Origin of the sequence: Streptomyces sp. NPDC059679 (genome assembly GCF_042734105.1) — a bacterium.
Classification (GTDB): domain Bacteria; phylum Actinomycetota; class Actinomycetes; order Streptomycetales; family Streptomycetaceae; genus Streptomyces.
In genome coordinates, this window is the sequence record NZ_JBHWES010000004.1 from 237,282 (window position 1) to 260,822 (window position 23,541).

The following is a 23,541-nucleotide window of genomic DNA, read 5'->3' on the forward strand; positions in this document are numbered from 1 at the left end:
CCGAGGGGCGTCAAGCAGTTTCTGGAAGCGAGTGGATGGGAGTTCGAAACATGCTGCACGACATCACCGGCGCCACGCGCCGGTTCATTGGTTTGCTGGACGCTGACCAACGCGAACACGCGATTCGCGCGGTCACCGACGACGATCTCAGGCACCGCTGGGGGTATGCACCCGGCACACGACCTGGCCTGGTGCTCGGCGATCTCCGGCGAGACCAGCGCAAGGCGGTGCACGGCATGCTCGCGACAGTGCTCAGCCCTCACACCTACACGCAGGCCGCGGCGGTCATGGCGCTGGAAGACGTCCTCGACCACCGAGAGGGCGGGCACCGCGACCGTCACAGCGGCGACTACTGGACAATCCTCTTCGGCACCCCGGACGGCGACGAACCGTGGGGATGGCGAATCGAAGGCCACCACCTGTCGGTGAACGTCGTCGTCGCAGACGGCCGCGTCTCGGCGACACCGTTCTTCCTCGGTGCGAACCCGGCCCGCGTCACCTACCGCGGCCGCGTCGTCGGCCAACCGTTGCAGCTCGAAGAAGAACTCGCCCGCGAACTCCTCGACCGCATGGGCCCGACCGCCCGCCGCCTCGCCGTCGTGTCGGACCTCACGCCACACGACATCCGCAGCAGCAACTCCCCCCGCATCAACCCATCAGAACCGGTCGGCGTGACACCGGCGCAACTCGACAAGCCCGCCGGCGAGCTACTGGTCGACATCGTCCGCTTCTACCTCGACCGGCTCAGGCACGAGCTCGCCGACAAGGAGTTCGCGCAGATCGACCGGGAACGCCTGCACTTCTCGTGGGAGGGCTCGCCGCGTCGCGGCGAAGGCCACTACTACCGCGTCCAGGGCCCGGAACTGCTCATCGAGTACGACAACACATTCAACGAGGCCAACCACATCCACACCGTCTGGCGTCGCCATTCGGGTGACTTCGGCGACGACCTCCTTGCCGCCCACTGCGACGCGTCACGGCACACTGTCGCCCTTGGAGTGGCCCAGAACGGTTGACGACGGACCTGTTGGTTACGGACGGTCAAGGGCCCCGCGCACCCAGGCCGGTTCGGCCTGGCGTGCCCTCCCCCACACACGTCACCACAGCACGAGAGGAAACCGATGGAAGTCCGTCTGGACGGCCGCAGCGCCATCATCACAGGTGCCAGCAAGGGCCTTGGGCTCGCGATGGCCAAGGAATTTGCCGCCTCCGGCGCCAATGTGGCGATCCTGGCCCGCAATCCCGATTCGCTGGCCGAAGCCAAGGCTGTTGCCTCGGCCGGTGCCCAGGGACGGGTCGAAACCTTCAGCTGCGACGTTTCCAAGGCCGCCGACATCCAGAAAGCCTATGACGCGGTCGTCGGCGCGTTCGGGAAGGTCGATATCCTGATCAACAATGCCGGCCAGACCCGGTCCATGCCGTCGGACCAGATTACCGATGACATCTGGCAGGAAGACCTGGATCTGAAGCTTTTCGCGGCGATCCGCCTTACCCGGCTTGTCTGGCCGGGCATGAAGCAACGCAACTGGGGCCGGATCATCAACGTGCTCAACACCGGGGCCAAGACACCGCAGGCCAATGGTGCCCCCACGGTGGTGTCGCGTGCGGCCGGCATGGCGCTGATGAAGGTCCTCGCCGGTGAGGGCGCCCCGCACGGCATCCTGGTCAACGGCATGCTTGTCGGCCGGATCGTATCGGATCAGATCGCGCGTCGTTACAGGGCCGAGGGCACGAACGTTTCATTCGAGGACTATGTTGCCAAGGCCGGCGCCAATATCCCGGTCGGCCGCATGGGCAAGGCCGAGGAGTTCGCCGCCATGGCCTGCTTCCTGTGCTCGGATCATGCGGGCTTCACGGCCGGGACGGCGATCAATATGGACGGCGGCGCCTCGCCCGTGGTCTGATGCCGCCGGGTCGCGGTCCGGGCAGCGTGGCCGATCGTGCCGACCAGGTCGATGGGGGTGCGGGGGAAGATTCCTTGGCCGGTGGTGACGGTGTCGGTTGCGGCGGCCGGCAGGACGCTGAAACTGATCCGTTCCATGGGTATTTCCGGCCGTCCGGTCAGGGCGTCGTCGCAGGCGCGGATCAGAGCTTGGTAAGCGGTGAGCAGGGCGTAGACCTCCTGGTGGAGGCCATCGATACTGCGGGAGCGCAGGACGCCGTAGCCGATGCGGGCGATGCAGGAACCGTCATCGAGGAGGCCGGGACCGGCCTGGGCGAGCTCCTGCCGTGGACCGCTGCCGCCGAGATGGCCGCGGACCTGCTCCTGTCCCTGATGGACCGCCGCGACGGCGAGGGGCACGCGTTCGCCGCCTGGGGACCCGGCTGAGACAGCAGGACGGCACACGAACGAACAGCGGCCCCGGAACGCGGCAACGGCGTTCCGGGCCCTGGGGATGGGGAGAGCACGTGACGGCGCGGACGGTGTCCCGCTCACGAGGGGGGATGCAGGAGCCGCACGACTCGGTGACGTGGCCCCTGTCGTTGAGGAAGACCGGCCGGTCGGCGCCGCGCGCGCGAGCGTCGATGTTGCCCAGCCTGCCGTTGTGGTTGTTCGAGAACACCTTCATCGACGCGCGGGAGGCGCCGGGGTTGAAGCGAGGCTACGAGTGCACCCCGTCGAAGGCGGCGGACACCGAGGGGACCGTATTCGGCTGGCATGTTCATTCCTCTCTGCCCGCTTCCAGCCACCGCTCGTTCCGACGTACCGCTGGAACCTCAGAAATTGACGAGCCTTCACATAAAGCTGAGTTGTCAAGTCAGTCATAATCGCAGTCAAGTTCATCCGTCTCCCCGCGTCCGCAGATCCTCGAACGCCACGGACGCCAGCGGCGGCTCCACGCCCGCCTCACGGCACCAGCGCAGGGAGAGCCCCAGCGGCACCCCCAGCTCCGCACGGATTCGGACCAGGTTCCGCGCCAGTTCGTTCGGCCCGCCGGACAGCAGACCCGAACTCATGACGTACTCGCGGCCCCGGTTCACGACCCGTTCGAACGCCGCGCATTCGTCCCTGACGTGTCCCCGCGAGCGCACGGACAGCGGGGAGAACCCGGCCGGTATCCGGTACGTGGCGTCGGCAACGTCGATGACCTGGGACAGCAGGGGTACCGGGATGCCGTGGACGGCCAACTCGCCGCCGATCGTCCGGATGAGCCTGCGAAGGACGTGGTGGCGGCCCCGGGGACCGGGGGCGATCCCCTCTCCGAGCAGCAGGACGGCCGCACTCGACACATCGGCGAGAAAGACGGAGCTGGGGCCGGGTTCCGTCGGCGCGTCGGCCGTCACCGCCGAGATGTCGGCCGCCAGCCGTGCCAGTAGCGAGGACACGCCGCCCCCTGGCGCCGACGGGCCGGTGCCGTCGGGGCGCGTGAGCCCGTGCTCGGAGGCCACCATCTCGAAGAGAGGCTGTCGCGCGGCGGTCAGCCGCCCGGCCTTGGCCCGGCGCTCGACGAACTGGATGTGGGCGACGGAGGCGTGGCAGCCGCAGACGCATCCGGGGCCACAGTGGGCGAATAAAGGTGCCCCCGAAGGCCGCCGCAGCGTCAGGCACGGCCCCAGCGCCGGGTCCATTCTCGACGGGGCCCCGGGAAGACGGTCACTGTGCACGACCCTGTCCCAGGCGACTTCGAGGGCCAGCAGGCCCCGCCGCACCCGCGTCGCGTCCTCGGGCTCCGCGGAGAGCAGGAAGGTGAGTTCCCCAATCTCCGTACCGGACCGGCCCAGTGCCTCCATGACGTCCCGCAGGGCCGCCGCGTACGGGCGCGCACCGACCCAGACGGCCCCGACCGTGCGTCCGGCGCTGGGCGGGGAGGCCGGCGGGAGAGCTGCCAGCCGACTGGTGTTGAGGATCCACTGCAACACCACGGCACCCCCCGCGTCCGGTCTCGAGGAGCTCGCCAGTGATCTTCTCCACTCCACGTCCGCGACGGAGGTGAACAACGTGGATCTTCCCTCGCCCGCGAACAGAGGTCGCGGCGGCCGTCTGCGATAACCGGCCCGCACCAGACTCTCCGCGCATGTCAGCGCCGCATCGGCCCCGGGTCCATCTGCCCGGGACTCTGCGATGCCACTACCCACTCGGGCCCCTCCCCCTCGTACCTCGCATCACCTGTCAAACCAAACTTTACCGTTGTCATAAATTCGATCATGGGGAGTCACTATAAGAGTCACTAAATTTTGGGGCAGGGTGCCAGTCATGCGATATGCGGACAAACAATTTGTTATCGCCCTAAAAAGTCCAGCACCAAAAGGCGCATTCACCCCTTTCCTGGGTGAATCTCTGACCGTGGTCGCATGTTGACTGGCCCAGTCAAGGCGTGTCAACATTCCTGACCGTGCGGTAAGGCGGCCACAAAGCACATAACGGCTTGTTTTATTCGCACTCCTCCACCCCCCGTTGAAGTGCCCAGGAGAGGACAGAAAAATGACGCACTCGCGTCCGAAGCGGATTTCGTTAGTCGCCGCACTGCTGATATGCGGACTGAGCCTGCAGGTGACGGCGACACAGACGAAGGCCGGGGTGATCCCTCGGGTGGACACGGCGGCCGCCCAGGCGACCTTCGGCATCCCCACCGTTGCCCGAGAGGTCCTCTCGATGCTCAACAACGACCCCGACATCCCTGTCTGCTGCTGACAGGCTCACCGGACGGCTGTGGGGGGCCGACTGGAGAAAGCCGGCCCCCCACAGCATGTGACGCCTTTCGGCGTCCGCGTCAGGTGCTCGACGCCACCGACTGTCCCGTGAAGGTCTCCCGGTGCCCCATGCATCGCAGGCTCTGCCGGTACGCCCACACGGCGCGCTCGTCATCGCCGCACAGCTGGAGAATCTCGGCCAGTTCGGCCCAGGCGAAGGAGGCCTGCCGGCTGGCCTCCGATGCCTCGAGCATCAGGGCGCCCCGTTCGTATGACTCCTGGGCGGCCGCTCGCTCGCCCTGTGCCAGCCGGGCGGCTGCCAGGACCAGGTGGTTTCGCGCGCTCTGCAGACGGTGGTCGGATCCCAGGAGGGACAGTGCCCGTTCCGCGTGCTGGATGGCCTCGGGCGCGTTCCCCAGGCGGAGCTCGGCATGGGCCAGCGCCGAGAGGCAGTACGCGACATCCACACTGCTGCCGACGTCGCGCAGGGTCGCCAGGCTCTGTTCGAGCACCTGGCGCGCGGTCTCCGGCTGCGGTGTCTCCGACTGCAGCAGCACCATGGCATAGGCGTTGCGCAGCCGGGCGAGCGCCCGCTCGTCCTCGCCCTCGGCGTAAATGGCCAGGGCCTTTTCGATCAGCACCAGCGCGTCGGCGGTCTGGCCATTGCGGTGCATGACCACGCTGGCGTTCCAGTACGCGGCGCCCAGAGCCCGGGAGTCCGTGATCGTATCGGCCTGGTCGATCGCCTTGGTGGCCAGGTAACGGGCGCGGTTCAGATCGCCACGCTCCATGTAGACCCCGACGAGCGTGGACAGCAGCTCGACGCCGATCACGGTCGGCGCGAGCTGGAGCTCCTCCAGTTCCCGCAGCGTGGACTCGGCCAGTTCGATGGCGTGCGAGAGATCTCCCAGCTCCCGGTAGCACCGGCACAGAGCGATCACCAGGCTGAGCCGCGACACCAGGTCCGGCCGCCGCACGGAGTGCGAGCGCAGCGCCTCCAGCCGGGTCACGGCCTCTTCGAGTCGCCCCGCGTGCTCGAGGGCACGGGCTATGCCGTGCTCCGCCTTGTACCAGATCTCGGGCTGGGAGTCGGCCGTCACCGAACCCTGAACGGATTGGTACGCCTCCAGCGCCGCCTGGGGGTCACCGTTGTTCAGGGCCATCTCGGCATAGTTGAGCTCGACCTGCAGTTCATTGACGGAGGCCTCCACCGTGGCACCCGTCAATTCGGACGCGTCACAGCCGAGCCGTTTCGCCAGCGCGGCCAGAACCTCCACCGACGGCGTGCGCTTTCCCGCCTCAAGCAAAGAGATGTAGCTCGGCGACAAACCATCCCCAGCCAGATCGGCCTGGGACAAGCCAGCGGCCCGGCGTAGTCGTCGTATGCGTGCACCCACGTCATGCGAGACGTTCATATTTACTCCACGACCGTATTGACAGGGCTTGACTAGAGAGTCAAGTTTACCCATGCGGTCAACTATAGATGCGAAAACCTCGCTCCATGGTCTGTGACCTGCGGACCCTTGCGACGATCCACCCGAGACTCGTTCGTCCGCGCAAGCTCATCGGGGCGGCATGGTGATGACGTTGCTATCGACTCCACACCACCGGCTAAGGCGATGTGGGCGTCCCCGGCGGCGATGGCGCGGGCCGCCTGGATGACCGCCTCGAGGCCGGAGGCGCACAGCCGGTTGAAGGGCCCCAGCCTCGCTCGTCATCCGCACCTCATCCTCGACGGACACCCTGTAGTACGCCCTACTTCGGTGCGTGGAAGCCGCCGATCCTCTGCTCGAGCAGGTCGGCCAGCCGTAGCGGGGTGCGGTCCTCGAACATCGGACCGATGAGCTGCACTCCCACCGGCAGGCCCTCGGAGGGCCGACCCGCTGGTATGGCGGTGGCGGGCAGGCCGGGCATGGTGGCCAGACCAGCCCAGACGAGCTGGTCGAAGTAGGGGTACTCGACGCCGTCGATGTCGATCCGGCGTTCCAACAGATCGGGGTTGTGGTCGTGCGGGAACGCGGGAGTCGGCGTGATCGGGCACACCACGGCGTCGAACTCGGCGAAGAGCTGCCGCCAGCCGTGACGGTGGAGCTCGCGATGGTTGTTGGCCTCGATCCAGTCGCGGTGGCTGAACACCATCCCGCGCAGCCGCGCCGCGTCGAGGCTCTGGTCGTCCGCGCTCAGTCCGGCGGCGCGGGTCCGCAGCTGCTCGTACGCTTCGACGGGAAAACGCGCGACGGAGCCCGAGAACAGCAACTGCGTGTAGAGCGTAGCGGCTTCGGCCAGGTCGGGCAGCAGCGGAGTGTGCCGTTCGACGCGGGCGCCGCCGTCGACAAGTGCATCGGCCACCCGGTTCACGCCCGCCCGCACAGCGGACCCGGTCGGAATGAGCGGATGCTCGTCGAGGACCAGGACCCGGAAGTCGCCGAGCCGCTCGTGGCGCGCGGGCGGCAGCGTCAAGTCGTGCGCCACGCCCAGCGTCAGCGGGTCCGGTCCGGCCATGACGTCGAGCAGGAGCGTGAGGTCGCGGGCGGTACGCGCCATCGGGCCGACGACGGCGAGGTCGAGGTCGACCGGCAATGCCGGCGTGGTCGGCGGGACCATGCCGCGGTTCGCCACCAGCCCGAGTGTCGGCTTGTGCGCGTAGACACCGCAGAAATGCGCGGGGGTGCGCAACGAACCGCCGATGTCGGAGCCGATGGACAACGCGCCGAATCCAGCCGCCAGGGCCGCCGCCGATCCGCCGGAGGAGCCGCCCGACGTGCGAGCGTGATCCCACGGGTTGTTGGTGGTGCCATAGATCTCGTTGAAGCTCTGCAGATCTTGCAGCCCCAAAGGCACATTGGTCTTACCGAGCACCACCGCGCCGGCGGCCCGGAGCCGCGACACCTGTACCGCGTCCTCGGCCGGCACAAAGTCGCGGTACATCGGCATGCCCCAGGTCGTGGGCAGCCCGGCGATGTTGTAGGACTCTTTGACCGTCACCGGAATACCGAGCAGCGGCCGATCCTCGCCGCGGGCACGCGCCTGGTCGGCATGGTGCGCGGCGGCCCGCGCACGGTCGAAGTCCGGCACGCAGATCGCGTTGATCACCTTGTCGTCCCGCTCGATACGGGCGATTGCCTCGTCGGTCAGCTCCACCGATGTCACTTCACCGGCACGCAAGGCGGCCGCGAGTTTTTCGGCCGTCTGAAAGTTCCAGTCCATGAATCCGACCGTACTGACCTCTGGAAGAGGTCATAAAATGCCGATTCGTACAACGGGATAGATGTCTCAACTCATCATGTTGCTCTCTGGCCACAGAAAATTCGCCCGACCGCCGGCCATGGCGACGCGCGGCGGCCTGGCGCACCTACGGAGATGGCAGCGGCCCGATCTGCCGGCGAAGCACAGCGACTCATGACGAAGTACAACGATCTCGGTGTACGCGGCGGTCGACCGGCCCATCAGGAGCAGGCAGCCCAGCAGTCGGCAGAACACCAGGCAGAGCAGTCGCAGACCCACGATCACTGATCATGCCCATACGCGGGCCATCGCAAAGCCCCCCAGTCAACCACCGTGCGGCAATAATGACATCCATCAGACCTCCCCGCAGGTGGGTATCTCGGCGAAGGACTGAACGGCGCGCTCCCGCACCCCCGCGGTGAGCCTGAAACATCGACACCAGGAACGACGACGTCACATACTGACCCTCGTCGAAATCTGACAACGGGGCCTTCTGCGTCCGGGCCTTCCAGGACGGCGACTTCTGCCGCAATCACGATGAGGAATCGCAGTGAACGCACCTACGTCGCCGGCCGCTTGGGTGACCGGCGAGATCATCGACGGCCGGTACCGGGTGATCGGCGAGCTTGGCCGGGGCGGGATGGGCGTCGTGCACCGGGTACGGCATCTCGCCTGGGGCATCGACATGGCGGTGAAGAGTTCACGGCCCGAGCTGTTCCGGAGCCCCGGCGATCAGGAGCTGTTCGTCAGGGAGGCCGAGGCGTGGGTGTCCCTCGGGCTCCATCCGAACGTCTGCGCCTGCCATTACGTGCGGGTGATAGACGGTGTCCCCCGCGTGTTCGCCGAGTACGTCGACGGCGGCAGCCTGGCCGAGTGGATCGGCGACGGGCGTCTCCACGCCGGGGACGCGCGGCAGGCCCTCGCCCGTGTTCTCGACACGGCAGTCCAAGCGGCCCGTGGACTCGAGCACGCCCATGGCAGAGACCTGGTGCACCAGGACGTGAAGCCGGCCAACATTCTGCTCGACGGTACGGGCGCCGCGAAGATCACCGACTTCGGTCTCGCCCGGTCCAAGGCCACCACGGCCCCGGCTGACCTCCAAATGGCGCCGGGCGTCAGCGTGTTGGTGCCATTCGGCGGCATGACCGTCGGCTACGCGTCCCCGGAGCAGCTCGCGGGCGAGCCCGTCGGGCGGCGCAGCGATGTCTACAGTTTCGCGGTCTCGGTCCTGGAGATGTTCACCGGCGGTGTGCATTGGGCGGCTGGTTCGGTCGCGGGTCTCGCACTGGAGGAATACCTGGCCGACCCCTCGAATCCGGTCGCGGCGCCGCCGGAAGTCGCCCACCTGCTCCGGCGCTGCCTGCGGCAGCACCCGGCCCACCGGCCGGCCTCGATGGCGGACATCGCGGATGTACTGACCGGAATCTACGAGCAGGTGACCGGCTCGGCGTATCCGCGTCCCACGTCGCAGGCCGCCGATCTGCGCGCCGACGAGCTCAACAACCGTGGCCTGTCGCTCCTCGACCTGGACCGGGCCGCCGACGCCGAACATGCCTTCGACCAGGCGCTCGCGGTCGACCCGCACCACGTCGGGGCCGTGTACAACGGTGGCCTGTTCCGGTGGCGTACGGGGGCGATCACCGATGGGGAACTCGTCGCCCAATTGGAGGCGATCCCACGTGGGTCCGGCGCGTCCTCCTGGCAGGTGCGGCTGTTTCTGGCCCGGGTCCACCTCGAACGCGGCGACCTCGCGGCGGCACGCGACCTGCTCGACGCCCTCGCGTGCGAACGGCCCGACGACACCGACGTACGGGCGGCGCTGCGGGTGGCGGCCTCCGGAACCGTGGCCGATGCCCGCCACACCAGCACCCGGGAGTTTCGCGAGCCGTTCGCGGTGCCGTTCGCGCCGGTGAAACTGCTCGCCCGGCACGAGGTGATGGGCTACCTGCCGATCCGGTTCACTCCCGACGCACGCCTCGCGCTGAGCGGCCACTGGGACGGCGTGCTACGGCTGTGGGACACAGCGTCCTGCGCACAGCGGCTGGCAGTCAGGGGCCACGGTACGCAGGTGCTCGGCGTCGACCTCACCCCTGACGGCTCGTACGCACTGTCCACGAGCCGCGACGGCACGGTGCAGTTCTGGGATCTCAGGGCGGGCAGGTGTACCCGCGTCATCCGCTCCGCCGCACGCGCCACGGGGTGCCCGGTCAGGTTGAGTGCCGACGGGCGCATCGGTGTGTGGCAGGGTGTGGACGGGCGCGTTCAGGTCTGGGAACCGCGGACCGGGATCTGCCGGTGGTCGCTCGGGGCAGCGTTCAGGGACAACTACCTGGACGGCTCGCCGTACGAGGTGAGCGCCGACGGGCACCATGTGCTCACCGCCGAGGAGGACGGGGCGCGGCTGTGGAGCGTGGCCGATGGCCGGTGCCGGGTGCTGCCCGCTGACTCGGAGACGCATGCGCTGTGCTTCAGTCCCGACGGGCGGATGGTCGCGGTGGCCGGCGAGGACCGGGTGATCCGGTTGTGGGATGTGGGGGACGGCCGGCGGGTCCGTATGTTGCGCACGTTGACGGGGCTGACCGCCGCGGCCGGTCACCTGGCCTTCGGCGACAGTGGGCGGCTGCTGCTGTCCGGAACGACCGGCGACCACACTGTTCAGATCTGGGAGCTGAGCAGCGGCCGGTGTCTGCGGACCTTCACCGCCCACGCGTACGGAATGCACCACGTCGGATTTCCGGACCGCGACGACCGGTTCGGCGCTTCCGTCGGCGGGCATCCCGAACTCCCCATGCATAGCTGGCGGTTGCCCGATACCGAATACGCCGCCGAGCCGCACGTGATCAAGCCGCGCGAGTACGCGGAGGTCAACCGGCTCGGCGAACTGGCCGAGGAACTGCTCGCCGACGCACGCCAGGCGATGTCGAACGGCCGGCACCGGTCAGCCCTCGGCCTGCTGACCCGCGCACGGGAGATACCGGGATACGAGCGCGCGCCCCAGGTCCTGGCCGCCTGGCACGAACTGGGCCGCTCGGCGCGCCGCATACGGCTGCGCTCCGCCTGGTCGCGGCCACTGGACGCCGGCCACCTCTCCTTCGGCGCCATCACGGCGATCGGTGTCGCCGCGGATGTCCGGCTCGCCGTCAGCGGGCAGAGCGACGGCACCGTACGGATCTGGGATCTGGACAGCGGCGCGTGCACGCACGTCCTCGACGATCACCCGGGCAGGGTGGGCGGGGTGGCGTTGAGCGACGACGGCCAGTACGTCCTGTGCCAGGGCACCAAGCCGCTCGCGATCATTCGGCGGCGACTGGCGGACGGCGAGTGCCGTCGGCTGACTCCGGACTGGGACATGAGGAGGACCATCACGTTCGCCGGCGACGGAAGGTACGCCTGGCTCGGCGGCGGCGACGGTGTCCTGCGCCGATGGGACCTGGACGACGACCGCTGCACCGCGACGATCAGCGGGAACGGCCCGGTCAACGTGATCTCCACGTCCGCGGACGGGCGGCTCGCGGCGGTCGGCGACAGCAACGGTGTGGTCCGGCTGCGGGATCTCGACACCGGAGCCTGCCTGCGGACCTGGACCGGCCCCCGGGAACCGATCCTGTCGGCGTGCCTGAGCGCCGACGGCCGCCTGGCCATGTCCACACACCAGATCATGTCCTCGGGCGCCGAGGACGAACCGATCCGGCTGTGGGACGCCGGTTCCGGGCGCTCCGTACGCGAGTTCGCGGGGCACGAGGGCTGGGTCTCCGCCGTGCGGTTCACACCCGACGCCCGGTTCGCCTTCTCGGCCGGCCACGACAGATCGGTACGGATGTGGGAGGTCGCCACCGGCCGATGCCTGCACGTGTTCGAAGGACACCAACAACGCATCCGGCACCTCGAACTCACCCCCGACCTGCGCAATTTGGTCTCGGCGGGAGACGACGGCATCCGGCTCTGGGACCTCGACTGGGAGCTGGCGGCCGACTGAGCGGAGCGGGATGCGTACCGTCCGACGCCGCGGACGGCACGCTCACGTTCACCGTCTCGTCCCCCGAAGCCCTCCCCTCACACACAAGGAGACGATCCTCTGTGACGCCCTCGGCCACCGTCACGCTCACCCTCGTCGAGGGCCGGGTGAAGCCCGGCGCGTACGTCTTCGAGGAGCGCACCACCTGCGTCCTCGGCCGCTCCACCGACTGTTCGCCGCAACTGCCCGACGACTCCGACCACAAGACCGTCTCCCGCCACCACTGCCTGCTCGACATCAACCCGCCGGACATCCGCATCCGCGACTTCGGCAGCCTCAACGGCACGTACGTCAACGGCGAGAAGATCGGCCAGCGGCGCCGCGGCCTCACCCCCGAGGAGGCCGCCGCGGATTCCTACCCCGAGCACGACCTCAAGGACGGCGACCGGATCCGCCTCGGTGACACTGTGTTCCGCGTCGACATCACGCGGCCGCAGGTCGCCACGCTGAGGCTCGCGCGCTGCGCCAAGTGCGAGCGCGAGCTGGACGACGAGGCGGGCGGCCGCCCCGGCGAGTTGTTGTGCGCCGCCTGTCAGGCCCGGCCCGACGCCGTGCTCAAGCTGCTGCTCGAGCTGGCGCACGGCGGCCGCGCCGACCTCAAGGCCATCCGCGGCTACTCGGTGATCCGGGAGCTCGGTCGTGGCGGCATGGGCGCGGTGTACCTGGCCCGGCACGAGGCCACCGGCGTCGAGGTGGCGCTGAAGGTGATGCTGCCGAAGGTGGCGGCGAGCGAGACGGCGCGCGCCCGGTTCCTGCGGGAGGTGGCGCTCACCCGGGCGATGAGGCATCCGCACGTCGTCGCGCTGCACGACGCGGGTTTCGCGAACGGAACCTTCTATCTGACAACCGAGTTCTGCACCGGCGGCAGCCTGGACCGGCTCGTCGCCCAACGCGGCGGGCGACTCCCGGTCGAGGAAGCGGTGCCCATCGCGGTGCAGGCGCTCAAGGGCCTGGAACACGCGCACGGGCAGGGCGTCGTCCACCGCGACCTGAGCCCCTCCAACATCCTGCTGCACCGGGAGACCGACGGCTCGACGACGGCGAAGATCGCGGACTTCGGCATCGGAAAGGCCTTTGACCAGGCGGGTCTGAGCGGGCTGACACGCACCGGCACCACGGCGGGCAAACCGATGTTCATGCCGCGCCAACAGGTCATCGACTTCCGCAAGGCCACCCCCGCCGTGGACGTCTGGGCATTCGCCGCCTGCCTCTACCACACGCTGACCGGAAGGCCCCCGCGCGAGTTCCCGCGCGCCAAGGACCCCTGGCAGGTGGTCCTGCAGGAGCCGGCGATCCCGATCCGCCGCCGCGACCCGGCCATCCCGCGACGCCTCGCGGAGGTCATCGACACGGCGCTGCGGGAGCACCCCGAGATCGGCTGCGCGAGCGCGGCGGAGCTGCGCGGGGCGCTGGAGCGGGCGGGGCGGTGAGCCCTGACAGCGGCAGGGGTTGTGCGGGGCTCCGTCGAACGGCCCCTCGATACTCGGGCCGCGGGCGATGCTCACCGCGTGGCCGGCCCTGGTGCCGCCCTCCGCGATCATCAGATACCAGTGGTCGCCGCGCCGGAACACATAACGCAATCTTCTCGGCTGCCACCACCAGGTCAGCACCTGCCGCATGAGGTCAGGACCGACGCGGCCGTCGGCCCCCGCCTGTCGGGTTGTTCATCAACATGCCCAACCCGGTGGACGCCTCAGCCCGGCGAGAGCCGCAGGACGGCTCCCGGCTTGTCCGTGGACGGCGCCGAGTGCGAGGCCAGGGACTCGGTCACCGGAGCAGTTCGAGCACTCTCCACCCTTGGCAATCCTTATTAATTAATATTTAATCGTCGGACTGGTGGTAACAGCCTTCCTCCAGAGACTCTTTCACGTCCCCACCGGAGCCCCCTCTTGGACCTCGCAGACTTCCTCGGCCGTCTGAGCCGTCGCAGGCTCGCCGCCATCGTGCGCGGACGCTCGGCGGACGCCGCCCTGCATACCGTTCTCACTCTCGTCGAGGAGGGAGTCGACCTCATCGAGGTCTCGCTCAACACCGACGACGCCTGCGGTGTGATCGCGAAGGCCGCCCGCTCAGCCGGCCAGGACGCGTTCATCGGTGCGGGCACCGTCGTCACACGCGACGACTTGCTGCGCGCCCAGGACGCCGGCGCCGCATGGGTGGTCACCCCCGTCGTGGGTGAGGGCGTCACCGCCGCCGTGGAACAGCGCCTGCCCGTACTGGCCGGAGCCCTGACCCCCACGGAGGCCGCCGCCGCCATGGCCGTCGGCGCCACCGCGGTAAAGCTCTTCCCCGCCTCCCTCGGCGGCCCCGCCTACCTCCGAGCCCTGAAAGACCCCTTCCCCGACCTTCCGGTGGTGCCGGTCGGCGGAGTGGACGCGCAGGCCGTGCCGGAGTACTTCGCGGCTGGGGCCCTCGCCATCGGCGTCGGCTCGCCGCTGGTCGGCGACGCGGCTCGCGGCGGCGACCTGGACGGACTGCGGCTGCGGGCCCGCCGGTTCCGCGCCGTGTGTCAAGGAGAGGAACCCGCCGCGTGACGTCCGGAGCAGCCGCCGATGTCCTGACCTTCGGCGAGACGATGCTGTCCCTCCAGTCCGAAGGGCCGCTGGCCACCGGTGCCCCGGCCCGTACCGCGGTGGCCGGGGCCGAGTCGAACGTCGCCGTCGGGCTGGCCCGTCTGGGACACCGCGTGTCCTGGGCGGGCCGCCTCGGCGCGGACGAGCCGGCGCGCCTGATCCTGCGGACGCTGCGCGGCGAAGGCGTCGACGTGCACCACGCCACGACCGACCCCGACGCGTCCACGGGCGCCCTGCTGCGCGAACGCCTCGTGGCCGACGTGACGCGTGTGCACTACTGGCGATCGGGATCCGCCGCCTCCCGCCAGCGACCCGAGCACCTCGCCCCGGCACTGGCCGCGGGCGCCCGCGTGCTGCATGTCACCGGCATCACCTGCGCCCTCGGCACCGGCCCCCTCGCCTCGGTGACCACCGCCGTCGAACACGCGCGGGCACACGGCTGGACCGTGGTCCTCGACATCAACTACCGCGCTCGCCTCTGGAGCAGGGACGAGGCAGCGGACACCCTGCGTCGGCTCCGCGGCAGTGTCGACGTGATCATCGCGTCGGACGACGAACTACCCCTGGTCGTGAGTGACGACGACACGGAGGGCGAAGCTGCCCGGGTGAGCCGGCTACTGGCCGGCGGAGCACGCGAAGTGGTCGTCAAACGCGGAGGCGACGGCGCGAACCTGTACGGCGCCGACGGCCGTCACTTCCACCAGCCCGCCCACAGCGTCCCGGTCCTCGACACGGTGGGCGCCGGGGACGCCTTCTGCGCCGGATACGTCTCGGGCCTCCTGGACGGTCTGCCGCCGGCCGACCGCCTGCGACGCGCGGGCACCACCGGCGCGTTCGCGGTCGCCGCCCGCGGCGACTGGGAAGGCCTGCCCCACCGCGACGAACTCGCCCTCCTCGACGCCCCGCCCGGAAGCGCCATCCGCTGACGGCCCCGCCCCCAACCACCCACCACCGGAGTCCCCATCCATGCCCGCGCCCACCCGCACACCCGAAGTCGGCACCGAGTTCACGCCCCTCGCCACCGACCGGCTCGAGCTGGGAGAGGGGGTACGTCTCCTGGACGACGGACGCATCGTGCTCGTCGACATCCTCACCGGCCGGCTGCTGACACTGCCTTACGATCCCGACGGCGCTCTGATCGAGCTGGCCCGCCTCGGCGAACCGCTCGGCGCGGTCGCGCCCTTGAACACGGGGGCCGGCTTCCTCGCCGCGGCGGGCACCGGTTTCGCCTGGCTCGCCGAAGACGGCACTCTCACCAGCCGTAAGCGCCTGCCGGACCTGGAGGGGCCACCACTGCGCCGGATGAACGACGCCGTATGCGACGCGCAGGGCCGCTTCTGGGCCGGCTCGATGGCCTACGACGCCGATCCCGGCGCGGGTGCCCTGCACCGGCTGGATCCGGACGGCACGGTCGTCACCGTCTTGAAGGACCTGACCGTGCCCAACGGCCCGGCGGTCAGCCCCGACGGAGCCACCCTGTACCTCGCCGACAGTGCCCACGGCGCCGTGTACGCCTACCGCATGCATCAGGCAACGGGGGCGCTGTCCGGCCGACGGGTCTTCTTCCGGCTCGCCCCTGGCAACGGCAGCCCCGACGGGATGACCGTGGACGACGAGGGCCGGCTGTGGTCGGCGGTGTGGGGAGCGGCAGAGGTCCGCTGCTACGCGCCGGACGGACAGCTCCTGCTGAGACTCGGCCTCCCAACTGGACAGCCCACGAGTGTCTGCCTGACCGGCGACCGGCTGATCGTGACCACCGCCCGGTACGGCCTCGACGCTCCCGGCCCGCTGGACGGAGCCGTGCTGTCCGTCCCCTGCGACGCCACAGCGCCCACAGCGTCGCCTGCCGCTTCCCGTTCCGATCAGCTCATCGGACCGCTGGTGCCGAGGCCCTGACCGCGCCACGGGACACAGGCCCGGTGCCGGGCGAGGCCGGTCTCCCCGGATGCCGTCACCCGGCTTCTCGGTCCGCCGAGCGTGCTGGTCAACAACGCCGGCCGCAACTCCCACGCCGACCCGGTCACCATGACCGCCGCCGAGTGGGACGCGGTGTTCGCCGTCGACCTCAAGAGCGCCTGGCTGCTCAGCCGGGCCGCGCTGCCCTCGATGATCGAGGCGCGCCACGGGGCGATCGTCAACATCGGATCCATCCATGCCGAGCAGACCAGTGCCGGGTACTTCCCCTACGCCGCCGCCAAGGCGGGTCTCGTCGGGCTCACCCGCAGCATCGCACTGGAGGTGGTCCGCCACGGCATCCGGGGCAACGCCGTCAGCCCGGGATGGATCCGCACGGCCCCGGTCGACGACTGGCCGGCCCGCAGCTCCGACCCGGTGTTGGAGCGGACCGTGGTCGAGGCCACCCTCTGGGCCGCATCGGAACGCCCGATGAGGTGGCCGCGGTGGTGTGCTTCCTGGCTTCTCCGGCCGCGTCCTTCGTGACCGGGGCGGACTGGCGTGTGGACGGGGGCTCACGGCCCGCTATGCCGTACCGCCGGCGTCATGACGGAACCGGGACGGGATCCTCTCTTGGCACCCCTTAATAATTCATATTTAATCTAGGGGCTGCCGCCGCCCTTCCCGAGGAGTCCTCTCATGCTTCCCACCGCCACCTCCCCAGCGGACCGCCTCGACGGCCGCTGCGTGCTGGTCACCGGCGCCGCCTCCGGGATAGGCGCGGCCACGGCGCACCGGCTCGCCGCCGAAGGCGCACGCGTCGTCGTCGCAGACATCGACGAGGAGGCGGGCAAGGCCGTGGCGGCTGCCGTCCGGGAGGCCGGCGGCCACGCGCTGTTCCAGCGCTGCGACGTCTCCGAGGAGTCGTCCTGGGACGACACGGTGAAGGCCGCCCGTGAGGCCTACGGCCCGGTTCAGGCGCTGGTGAGCAATGCCTACGCGGTAAGGGTCGCGGCGGCCCATCAGACCAGCGCGGCCGAGTGGAACCGGCAGCTCGCGGTAACCCTCACCGGATCGTTCCTCGGTGTACGCGCCTGTCTCGCCGATCTGATCGCGACCGGCGGCAGTGTGGTGCTGGTCTCCTCGGTGCACGCCCTGGTGGGCTTGCCCGGGCGGCCCGCATACGCCGCGGCGAAGGCCGGCCTGACGGGGCTGGCCCGGCAGCTGGCCGTCGAGTACGGCGGCCGCGTCCGGGTGAACAGTGTGCTGCCCGGCCCCGTCCTTACCCGCGCCTGGGACGGCATAGGCGAGGAGGACCGGCGGGCCACAGCCGCGGAGACCGCTGTCGGGCGACTCGGCCGCCCCGAGGAGGTCGCCGCCGCGGTCGCCTTCCTGGCCGGCGACGACGCCTCGTTCATGACCGGTGCCTCGCTCGTCGTCGACGGTGGCTGGAGTGTCCTGAAGAACTCCTCGTGAACCTCGCCGGACCTCAGCGACCGGTCTCTTGCCCCCACGCCTCGCCTTTTGGAGCAAACCTCTTGAGAATCTCCCGGGTTGAAACGTTCGCCGTCCCGCCCCGCTGGCTGTTCTGCCGCATCGAGACCGACGACGGCGCGGTCGGATGGGGCGAGCCGGTCGTGGAGGGCCGGGCGGCGACCGTCCGCACCGCCGTGCACGAGCTCGCCGAACATCTGATCGGCCAGGACCCCATGCGGATCGAGGATCACTGGCAGGTGATGACCAAGGGGTCGTTCTACCGCGGCGGCCCGGTCCTCTCCAGCGCCGTCGCCGGACTCGACCAGGCTCTGTGGGACATCGCGGGCAAGACACTCGGAGTGCCGGTCCATGTGCTGCTCGGCGGTCCGGTGCGCGAGCGGGTGCGGGCCTACAGCTGGGTCGGCGGTGACGAGCCCGCCGAGATCGCCGATGCCGTCAAGGCACAGGTCGAAGCCGGCTTCACCGCGGTCAAGATGAACGCCTGCGGGCGGATGAACAGGCTTGCCACCGCAGCGGACATCGCCGCCGTCGTCGAACGGGCCGCCACAGCCCGCGAAGTCCTGGGACCCGAACGTGACTTCGCGATCGACTTCCACGGGCGATTCAGCGCCGCCAACGCACGCCGTGTCCTGCCCCATCTCGCCCCGCTGGCCCCGCTGTTCGCCGAAGAACCCGTCCTGCCCGAGTACGCCCACCGCCTGAGTGAGGCCGTCGCGGCATCGTCCGTCCCGATCGCCACGGGCGAGCGCATCTACTCGCGCACCGAGGCCCTGCCCGCACTGCAGGCCGGTATCGCGGTGCTGCAACCGGACCTGTCGCACGCGGGCGGGATCTCCGAGGTGCGGCGTATGGCGTCGCTGGCGGAGACCTTCGACGTGCTACTGGCCCCGCACTGCCCGCTGGGCCCGATCTCCCTGGCGGCAAGCCTCCAAGTAGCCTTCAGCACACCGAACTTCCTCATCCAGGAACAAAGCATCGGCATCCACTACAACGAAGGCGCCGAAGTCCTGGACTACGTGGTCGACCCTGAGGTCTTCCGGTTCGACGAGGGGCACATCCGCCGGCCTCTCGGGCCCGGACTGGGCATCGAGGTCGACGAGCAGGCGGTACGCCACGCCGACGACAGGGCACCGGACTGGCACAGCCCCGTCTGGCGCCATGGGGACGGCTCGTTCGCCGAGTGGTGACCCCTCCCGGGGCGGACCGGCACAGGCGGGCGGCGCCGGTCCGGGACCGGGCGCCGCCCGCGTGCGGCAGACCGCTGCGGGGATCAGCCGGGCAGGTCCACGCCCTTGGCACGCACGGCCGTACGCGGTACGGCCACCAGCTCGGCGGTCTCGACGGCGGCACGGGTGTAGGCCGCTTCCAGTCCGTCGCGCACGGAGGCGTCCAGGTAGATGTCGGCTGCGGGGTCCAGGGGCAGGACGCGGATCTCGATGCCGTGCAGTCGAACGGCCTCGGCGAAGCGGCGTAGCCCGATCTCCCATTCCGGGCCGTACCAGAAGTGGTCGGCGACGAGTTGTCCGTCGATGTAGGCGCGGGCGGCGTCCCCCGTGTAGCGCAGCCGCAGCAGCACCTCGCCGTCACCGTCCAGGGCCGTTGCCGGGACGTCGACGCGGTGCACGGCGGCCTTGCCGAAGTCCGCGTCGCGCGGGGCCGAGGCCCGCAGGTGGGAGCCGCCGGTACGAGCCGGCGCGGCAACCGCGTCTCCCTGTAGGCAGCGCAGGGCCGGCTGCGGCAACTGCGGCGCGGGGCTCAGCGGCCAGCGGGTGAACACACCGTCCTGGGTGGGCCGTCCGACGCCGTCTCCGTGCAGCGTGGCGGGTGCGGGCAGCAGTGCCATGGACGGCGCGGTGGAGGCGATGTGCAGGCGCAGTTCGTCTCCGTCGGCGAGGACCAGGTCGTCGCTGAGGACGAGCCGGTCCTGTCCGTCGACGCGGATCCTGTTCAGGCGCAGCGCTTCGTCGTGCGACAGCACCAGGACCTGTGCGGTGCCGGACGGGCCGTTCAGGGTCAGCAGCGCTCCAGTGCCCGGCTCGGTCACCGTGACCAGCGTGCCGTCCGCACCCTGCTCCACCCGGGCCGGGCCCTCGACATCCACGTCCCCGCTCAGGGACAGGGCGGCCGGGATACCGTCGACGACGGCCAGCACGGTGAGCGTTCCGGCCGCGGAGTCCAGGCGGGTTACGGGCTGGGCGGTGGCCCAGTCCAGCCGCAGCCCGCCGCCGAGGTCCAGACCGATCGGCCAGACGAAGTGCGCTCCGGAGGCCACACGGACCGGCTGCGCGGGCAGCGTGACGGTGCGGCCGCCGTCGAGGTGCACCCGGAACTGGACGCCGTCGTGGTCCGGCATTCTGTCGTGCGGTTGGTGGTTGTTGACGAACAGGAAGCCACTCTCGCCCGCCGAGCGGACGGCCCAGCGCAGGGTGACGCGGTCGTCGAGCGAGGCGGGTTCGGTGTCGGGCAGCGCCAGCGGCATCCGCGCCAGGTCCGAGCCGTAGCCGTGCAGGAACAGGTGGAGCAGGCGCAGACCGTGGAAGGAGGGCCGGACCTGGCCGTACTCGCCGAGCGGTGCCTGGAAGTCGTAGGTCACCGTCGGCATGTCGTTGGGGTAGCCGGTGTCGTGGCTCTCCTGGTTGGGCTCCTTCAGGTCCGTGCGCTGCGAGCAGCCGTGGTACAGGTAGTAGCCCTGCCAGACCGAACCGCTGCCCAGCTTGGTCAGCGCCAGCGAGGTGACGTCCTCGGCGGGCACGATGGGCCGGCGGTGGTAGGCGATCGCCATGCCGCCGCCCAGTTCGCAGGTGGCGTACGGGTAGCGGCTGGTGTCCGGCCCGGCGCCGGTCGCCGTGGCGGAGCGAAGGTCGGCCCCGATGGCGTGGTCGTCCCGGATCGGTGTGAAGAAGAAGTGGCGGCGCATCTCCCGGGCCGGCCCGATCCGGGCGTCCTCCCAGAACACTTCCGAGTAACCCCCGTACAGCGGCAGCAGCGTGTCGCGCGGGATGTCGGCCGCACCCCAGGCCGTCGCGGTCCACAGCGGTGCCCGCATGCTGTGGTCCTCGGCCATGCGTCGCAGGGTGGCCAGATGCCCGGGCTGGTCGTAGAGCTCGTTCTCCACCTGGAGGGCCACGATCGGGCCGCCGTCGTCGTGGAAGAGGCCGCGCAGTTCATGGGCGATGCGCCGGTAGTAGGGCTCGACCAGCGCGAGGTAGGCCGGGTCGTCGGTGCGCGGGGTGCAGTCGACCTCGTTCAGCCAGTCGGGGTGACCCCCGTTGCGGCATTCGCCGTGGGACCAGGGGCCGAGCCGCACCACCAGGGTCAGGCCGAGTTCGCCGCACAGCGTCACGAAACGGCGCAGGTCGAGATCGCCGTCGAAGCGGAGTGTGCCGCGTTCGTTCTCGTGCTGGTTCCAGAACAGATAGGTGGCCAGCAGGTCGATGCCACCGGCCTTGATCTTGAGTAGCTCCTCTCGCCATTCGGCAGCGGGGTAACGGCTGAAGTGGAACTCCCCCATCACCGGGATCCACGGGCGGCCGTCCCGGATGAGGCTCTGGCTGTCGACCGTCAGCGAGTGAGGCGCGTCGGCGGAACTGCCCATGGGCAGGTGCCCGGCCAGGAGCTTGGAGGCTTCGCGGGCGTGCAGGGACAACATGAAAGGTGGCTCCAATGACGACGGATGAAGTGCGTCCATCGTCGGTCGGGCCCGCAGCCAGGTCAAGATGTATTCATAATTAATACCTTTTCCCGGGTGGCGCCGAACATGGCTCGACGACTGGGGACCGAGTCCACCCGGGCCCGACTCATGGCGTCGAGGGGCACTTTGACGGGACGCCCACCGGGCAGGCGGGGCGGGCCTTGCCGCACCACCCCCGTCGGCAACCAGCACACTATCGTTTAGGCATTATTTATGAATACATCTTGACAGGGGTGGGGCCACCTCGACTATGAACCCACTTCACGAGCCGCCACGCAGGAGCCGCCTGTCATGTTGACGCTTCATGCCCTTGAACCTCCGCTCCTTTGCCGGGCCAGCTCATAAGCGAGCTCCGCATCCGCCGGATCACCCCCACGGCCAGAAACGGAGGCGGCGAATGAACGGGATCAGCCGCCGTTCGGTGCTGCGCGCGACAGCCGGGGCCGGTCTGGGCGCCCTCGCCATGCCCGGTCTGGCCGCTTGCGGCTCGTCCTCGGGCAAGACGGTGACCTCGGGACGGGTCGACATCTCCCTGTGGACCCACGACCCCGGTTACATCAAGACCTTTCAGGCCGCGGTGGGCGAGAAGGCCCTGATGCGGGCCTCCCGGTTCGACTACCGGATGAACATCACCAACGCGGCCGGCAGCGACGTCGTCACCCGCATGATCGCTCAGGCGGTGGCGGACGGGAAAACCCCCGACCTGGCCGGCGTCATCATCGACCAGTTCCCCCGCGTCATGGGCTCCTCGATCGCCGAGAACCTCTTCGTCGACCTGAGTGCCACCGTCAAGCCCGTCGACGGACAGTTGCTCAAGCTCGCCCCCTACTCGGTCGACAAGATCCCTTACGGGCTGGACTCGGACAACTCCATCACCGTCCTTTATTACCGCCAGGACCTCTTCGCCAAATACGGCGTCCCCGAGGACATCGACACCTGGCAGGAGTTCGCCCGCGTCGGCGGACGCCTCTACGACAAACACGGCGTCAGCCTGGGCATGGTCGCAGGCGGTGACAACGGCTCCATCGTCAACGGTTTCCTGCAGTTCCTCCTCCAGCGCGGCGGCGGCGCCTTCGACGCCTCCGGCGACCTGACGCTCGACTCCGCCGAAGCGGTCGAGGTCCTCGACTTCATGGCGCAGGGGGTCCGGTCGGGCTTTCTGATGTCACTGCCGGATCCGTACGGCACCGCCTGCGCCGCCGCCCTGAAGTCGGGCCGTCTGGTGGCGACCTCCATGCCCAACTGGTACAACGTCTACGGTCTGCAGGCCAACGCGCCCGATCAGAAGGGCAAGTGGCGCATCAGGACGCTGCCGCGGTTCTCCGGCGGCGGCCACGTGGCCTCCACCCTTGGCGGCACCGGATTCTGCGTCCTCAAGGACAAGCCCCACACCGAGGCCGCCCTCGAACTGCTGCGCAGGGTGGCCTCTGTGGGGCTGTGCTCCCTGGCCGGCTTCGCCTTCGCCAAGTACAGCTTCCGCGGTCAGCACGTCCTGTTCAATGTCATGTTCAGCTCGCTGGCCGTGCCGTTCGCGGTCATCGTCGTACCGCTGTTCATCATGGTCGCCAAGGCACATCTGACCACACCGTACTTCGCGCTGGTCGTGCCCTGGGTGGCGCCTGCGTTCGGCATCTTCATGATGCGCCAGTTCGTCGGGCAGTCCGTTCCCGACGCCCTGCTGGATGCCGCACGGGTCGACGGCTGCACGGAGTTCGGCCTGTTCCGCCGCGTCGTGTTCCCGCTCTTGCGGCCCGCACTGGGCGCCCTGGGCGTGTGGTCCTTCCTCACCAGCTACAACAGTCTCCTCTGGCCGCTGATCGTCGTCAGTGACCCCGGCGACTACACCCTCCCGGTGGGTCTGCAGGTCGTGTTCAGCGCCACCGGCCGCCAGTACGACCTGGTTCTCGCCGGGTCCGTACTCGCCGTGGTGCCCAGCCTGCTGGTCTTCTACGTCCTGCGCAAGCAGCTGCTGGAGGGGCTCACAGCGGGCGCTGTCAAGAGCTGACCCCTTCCGG

At 69.6% G+C, this 23,541-nt stretch carries 17 protein-coding genes and 2 pseudogenes; 13 read left to right on the top strand and 6 right to left on the bottom strand.

The window, feature by feature from the left end; translation table 11 throughout:
* The first annotated feature begins 50 nt into the window (after positions 1-50).
* Together ACFV2X_RS07655 and ACFV2X_RS07660 are read left to right on the top strand one after the other, a co-directional pair.
* Positions 51-1,016, top strand: coding sequence for a DUF3500 domain-containing protein (locus tag ACFV2X_RS07655; protein ID WP_385612731.1), 966 nt, complete (start codon positions 51-53; stop codon positions 1,014-1,016).
* Between the two features lie 105 nt (positions 1,017-1,121).
* On the top strand, positions 1,122-1,904 hold the full coding sequence (locus ACFV2X_RS07660) for an SDR family oxidoreductase (protein WP_385612733.1): 783 nt from the start codon (positions 1,122-1,124) through the stop codon (positions 1,902-1,904).
* Here ACFV2X_RS07660 and ACFV2X_RS07665 read toward each other — a convergent pair.
* Entirely contained in the window at positions 1,841-2,302 is a 462-nt protein-coding gene (locus ACFV2X_RS07665) for a hypothetical protein (RefSeq protein WP_385612735.1), read from the bottom strand. The genes ACFV2X_RS07660 and ACFV2X_RS07665 overlap by 64 nt on opposite strands.
* Before the next feature lie 479 nt (positions 2,303-2,781).
* On the bottom strand, positions 2,782-3,939 hold the full coding sequence (locus tag ACFV2X_RS07670; RefSeq protein ID WP_385612737.1) for a hypothetical protein: 1,158 nt from the start codon (positions 3,937-3,939) through the stop codon (positions 2,782-2,784).
* 553 nt (positions 3,940-4,492) lie between these two features.
* Here ACFV2X_RS07670 and ACFV2X_RS07675 point away from each other — a divergent pair.
* On the top strand, positions 4,493-4,633 hold the full coding sequence (locus tag ACFV2X_RS07675; protein ID WP_385612739.1) for a hypothetical protein: 141 nt from the start codon (positions 4,493-4,495) through the stop codon (positions 4,631-4,633).
* 79 nt (positions 4,634-4,712) lie between these two features.
* Here the strand turns inward: ACFV2X_RS07675 and ACFV2X_RS07680 are convergent, their stop codons facing one another.
* The 3 genes and pseudogenes from ACFV2X_RS07680 to ACFV2X_RS07690 all read right to left on the bottom strand — a co-directional run bounded on the left by ACFV2X_RS07680 (position 4,713) and on the right by ACFV2X_RS07690 (position 7,839).
* On the bottom strand, positions 4,713-6,101 hold the full coding sequence (locus ACFV2X_RS07680; protein ID WP_385612742.1) for a helix-turn-helix domain-containing protein: 1,389 nt from the start codon (positions 6,099-6,101) through the stop codon (positions 4,713-4,715).
* A 124-nt stretch (positions 6,102-6,225) separates the two neighbouring features.
* A pseudogene (locus ACFV2X_RS07685) lies at positions 6,226-6,325 on the bottom strand (beta-ketoacyl synthase N-terminal-like domain-containing protein); the annotation flags it as partial.
* Between the two features lie 62 nt (positions 6,326-6,387).
* Positions 6,388-7,839 (bottom strand): amidase, encoded by a 1,452-nt coding sequence (locus ACFV2X_RS07690; protein ID WP_385612744.1) that lies wholly within the window; start codon positions 7,837-7,839, stop codon positions 6,388-6,390.
* A 568-nt stretch (positions 7,840-8,407) separates the two neighbouring features.
* Here ACFV2X_RS07690 and ACFV2X_RS07695 point away from each other — a divergent pair.
* The 9 genes and pseudogenes from ACFV2X_RS07695 to dgoD all read left to right on the top strand — a co-directional run bounded on the left by ACFV2X_RS07695 (position 8,408) and on the right by dgoD (position 19,022).
* A complete protein-coding gene (locus ACFV2X_RS07695; protein ID WP_385612747.1) occupies positions 8,408-11,833 on the top strand; it encodes a protein kinase in 3,426 nt (1,141 codons plus the stop codon).
* A 101-nt stretch (positions 11,834-11,934) separates the two neighbouring features.
* Positions 11,935-13,302, top strand: coding sequence for a protein kinase (locus tag ACFV2X_RS07700; RefSeq protein ID WP_385612750.1), 1,368 nt, complete (start codon positions 11,935-11,937; stop codon positions 13,300-13,302).
* 459 nt (positions 13,303-13,761) lie between these two features.
* A complete protein-coding gene (locus tag ACFV2X_RS07705) occupies positions 13,762-14,406 on the top strand; it encodes a bifunctional 4-hydroxy-2-oxoglutarate aldolase/2-dehydro-3-deoxy-phosphogluconate aldolase (RefSeq protein WP_385612752.1) in 645 nt (214 codons plus the stop codon).
* Positions 14,403-15,371 carry a sugar kinase gene (locus tag ACFV2X_RS07710; RefSeq protein ID WP_385612754.1) on the top strand — a complete coding sequence of 323 codons (969 nt, stop codon included), beginning with the start codon at positions 14,403-14,405 and terminating at the stop codon, positions 15,369-15,371. The genes ACFV2X_RS07705 and ACFV2X_RS07710 overlap by 4 nt, the downstream gene beginning before the upstream one ends.
* A gap of 40 nt (positions 15,372-15,411) precedes the next feature.
* Positions 15,412-16,341, top strand: a complete 930-nt coding sequence (locus ACFV2X_RS07715; RefSeq protein ID WP_385612756.1) for an SMP-30/gluconolactonase/LRE family protein — start codon at positions 15,412-15,414, stop codon at positions 16,339-16,341.
* Positions 16,342-16,407: 66 nt separating this feature from the next.
* Positions 16,408-16,884, top strand: a pseudogene (locus tag ACFV2X_RS07720) (SDR family NAD(P)-dependent oxidoreductase); the annotation flags it as partial.
* Positions 16,848-16,985: a hypothetical protein gene (locus ACFV2X_RS07725; protein ID WP_385612930.1), complete on the top strand. Its 138-nt coding sequence runs from the start codon at positions 16,848-16,850 to the stop codon at positions 16,983-16,985. The pseudogene ACFV2X_RS07720 and the gene ACFV2X_RS07725, both read left to right, overlap by 37 nt.
* Before the next feature lie 52 nt (positions 16,986-17,037).
* On the top strand, positions 17,038-17,814 hold the full coding sequence (locus ACFV2X_RS07730; RefSeq protein WP_385612758.1) for an SDR family NAD(P)-dependent oxidoreductase: 777 nt from the start codon (positions 17,038-17,040) through the stop codon (positions 17,812-17,814).
* Between the two features lie 62 nt (positions 17,815-17,876).
* Positions 17,877-19,022 carry a galactonate dehydratase gene (dgoD, locus tag ACFV2X_RS07735; RefSeq protein WP_385612760.1) on the top strand — a complete coding sequence of 382 codons (1,146 nt, stop codon included), beginning with the start codon at positions 17,877-17,879 and terminating at the stop codon, positions 19,020-19,022.
* Between the two features lie 83 nt (positions 19,023-19,105).
* Here dgoD and ACFV2X_RS07740 read toward each other — a convergent pair whose 3' ends face one another.
* On the bottom strand, positions 19,106-21,484 hold the full coding sequence (locus ACFV2X_RS07740) for a beta-galactosidase (RefSeq protein WP_385612763.1): 2,379 nt from the start codon (positions 21,482-21,484) through the stop codon (positions 19,106-19,108).
* A 439-nt stretch (positions 21,485-21,923) separates the two neighbouring features.
* On the opposite strand from ACFV2X_RS07740, the gene ACFV2X_RS07745 reads away from it, so the two are divergent.
* Positions 21,924-23,531: an extracellular solute-binding protein gene (locus tag ACFV2X_RS07745; RefSeq protein ID WP_385612766.1), complete on the top strand. Its 1,608-nt coding sequence runs from the start codon at positions 21,924-21,926 to the stop codon at positions 23,529-23,531.
* Positions 23,532-23,541: the final 10 nt, after the last annotated feature.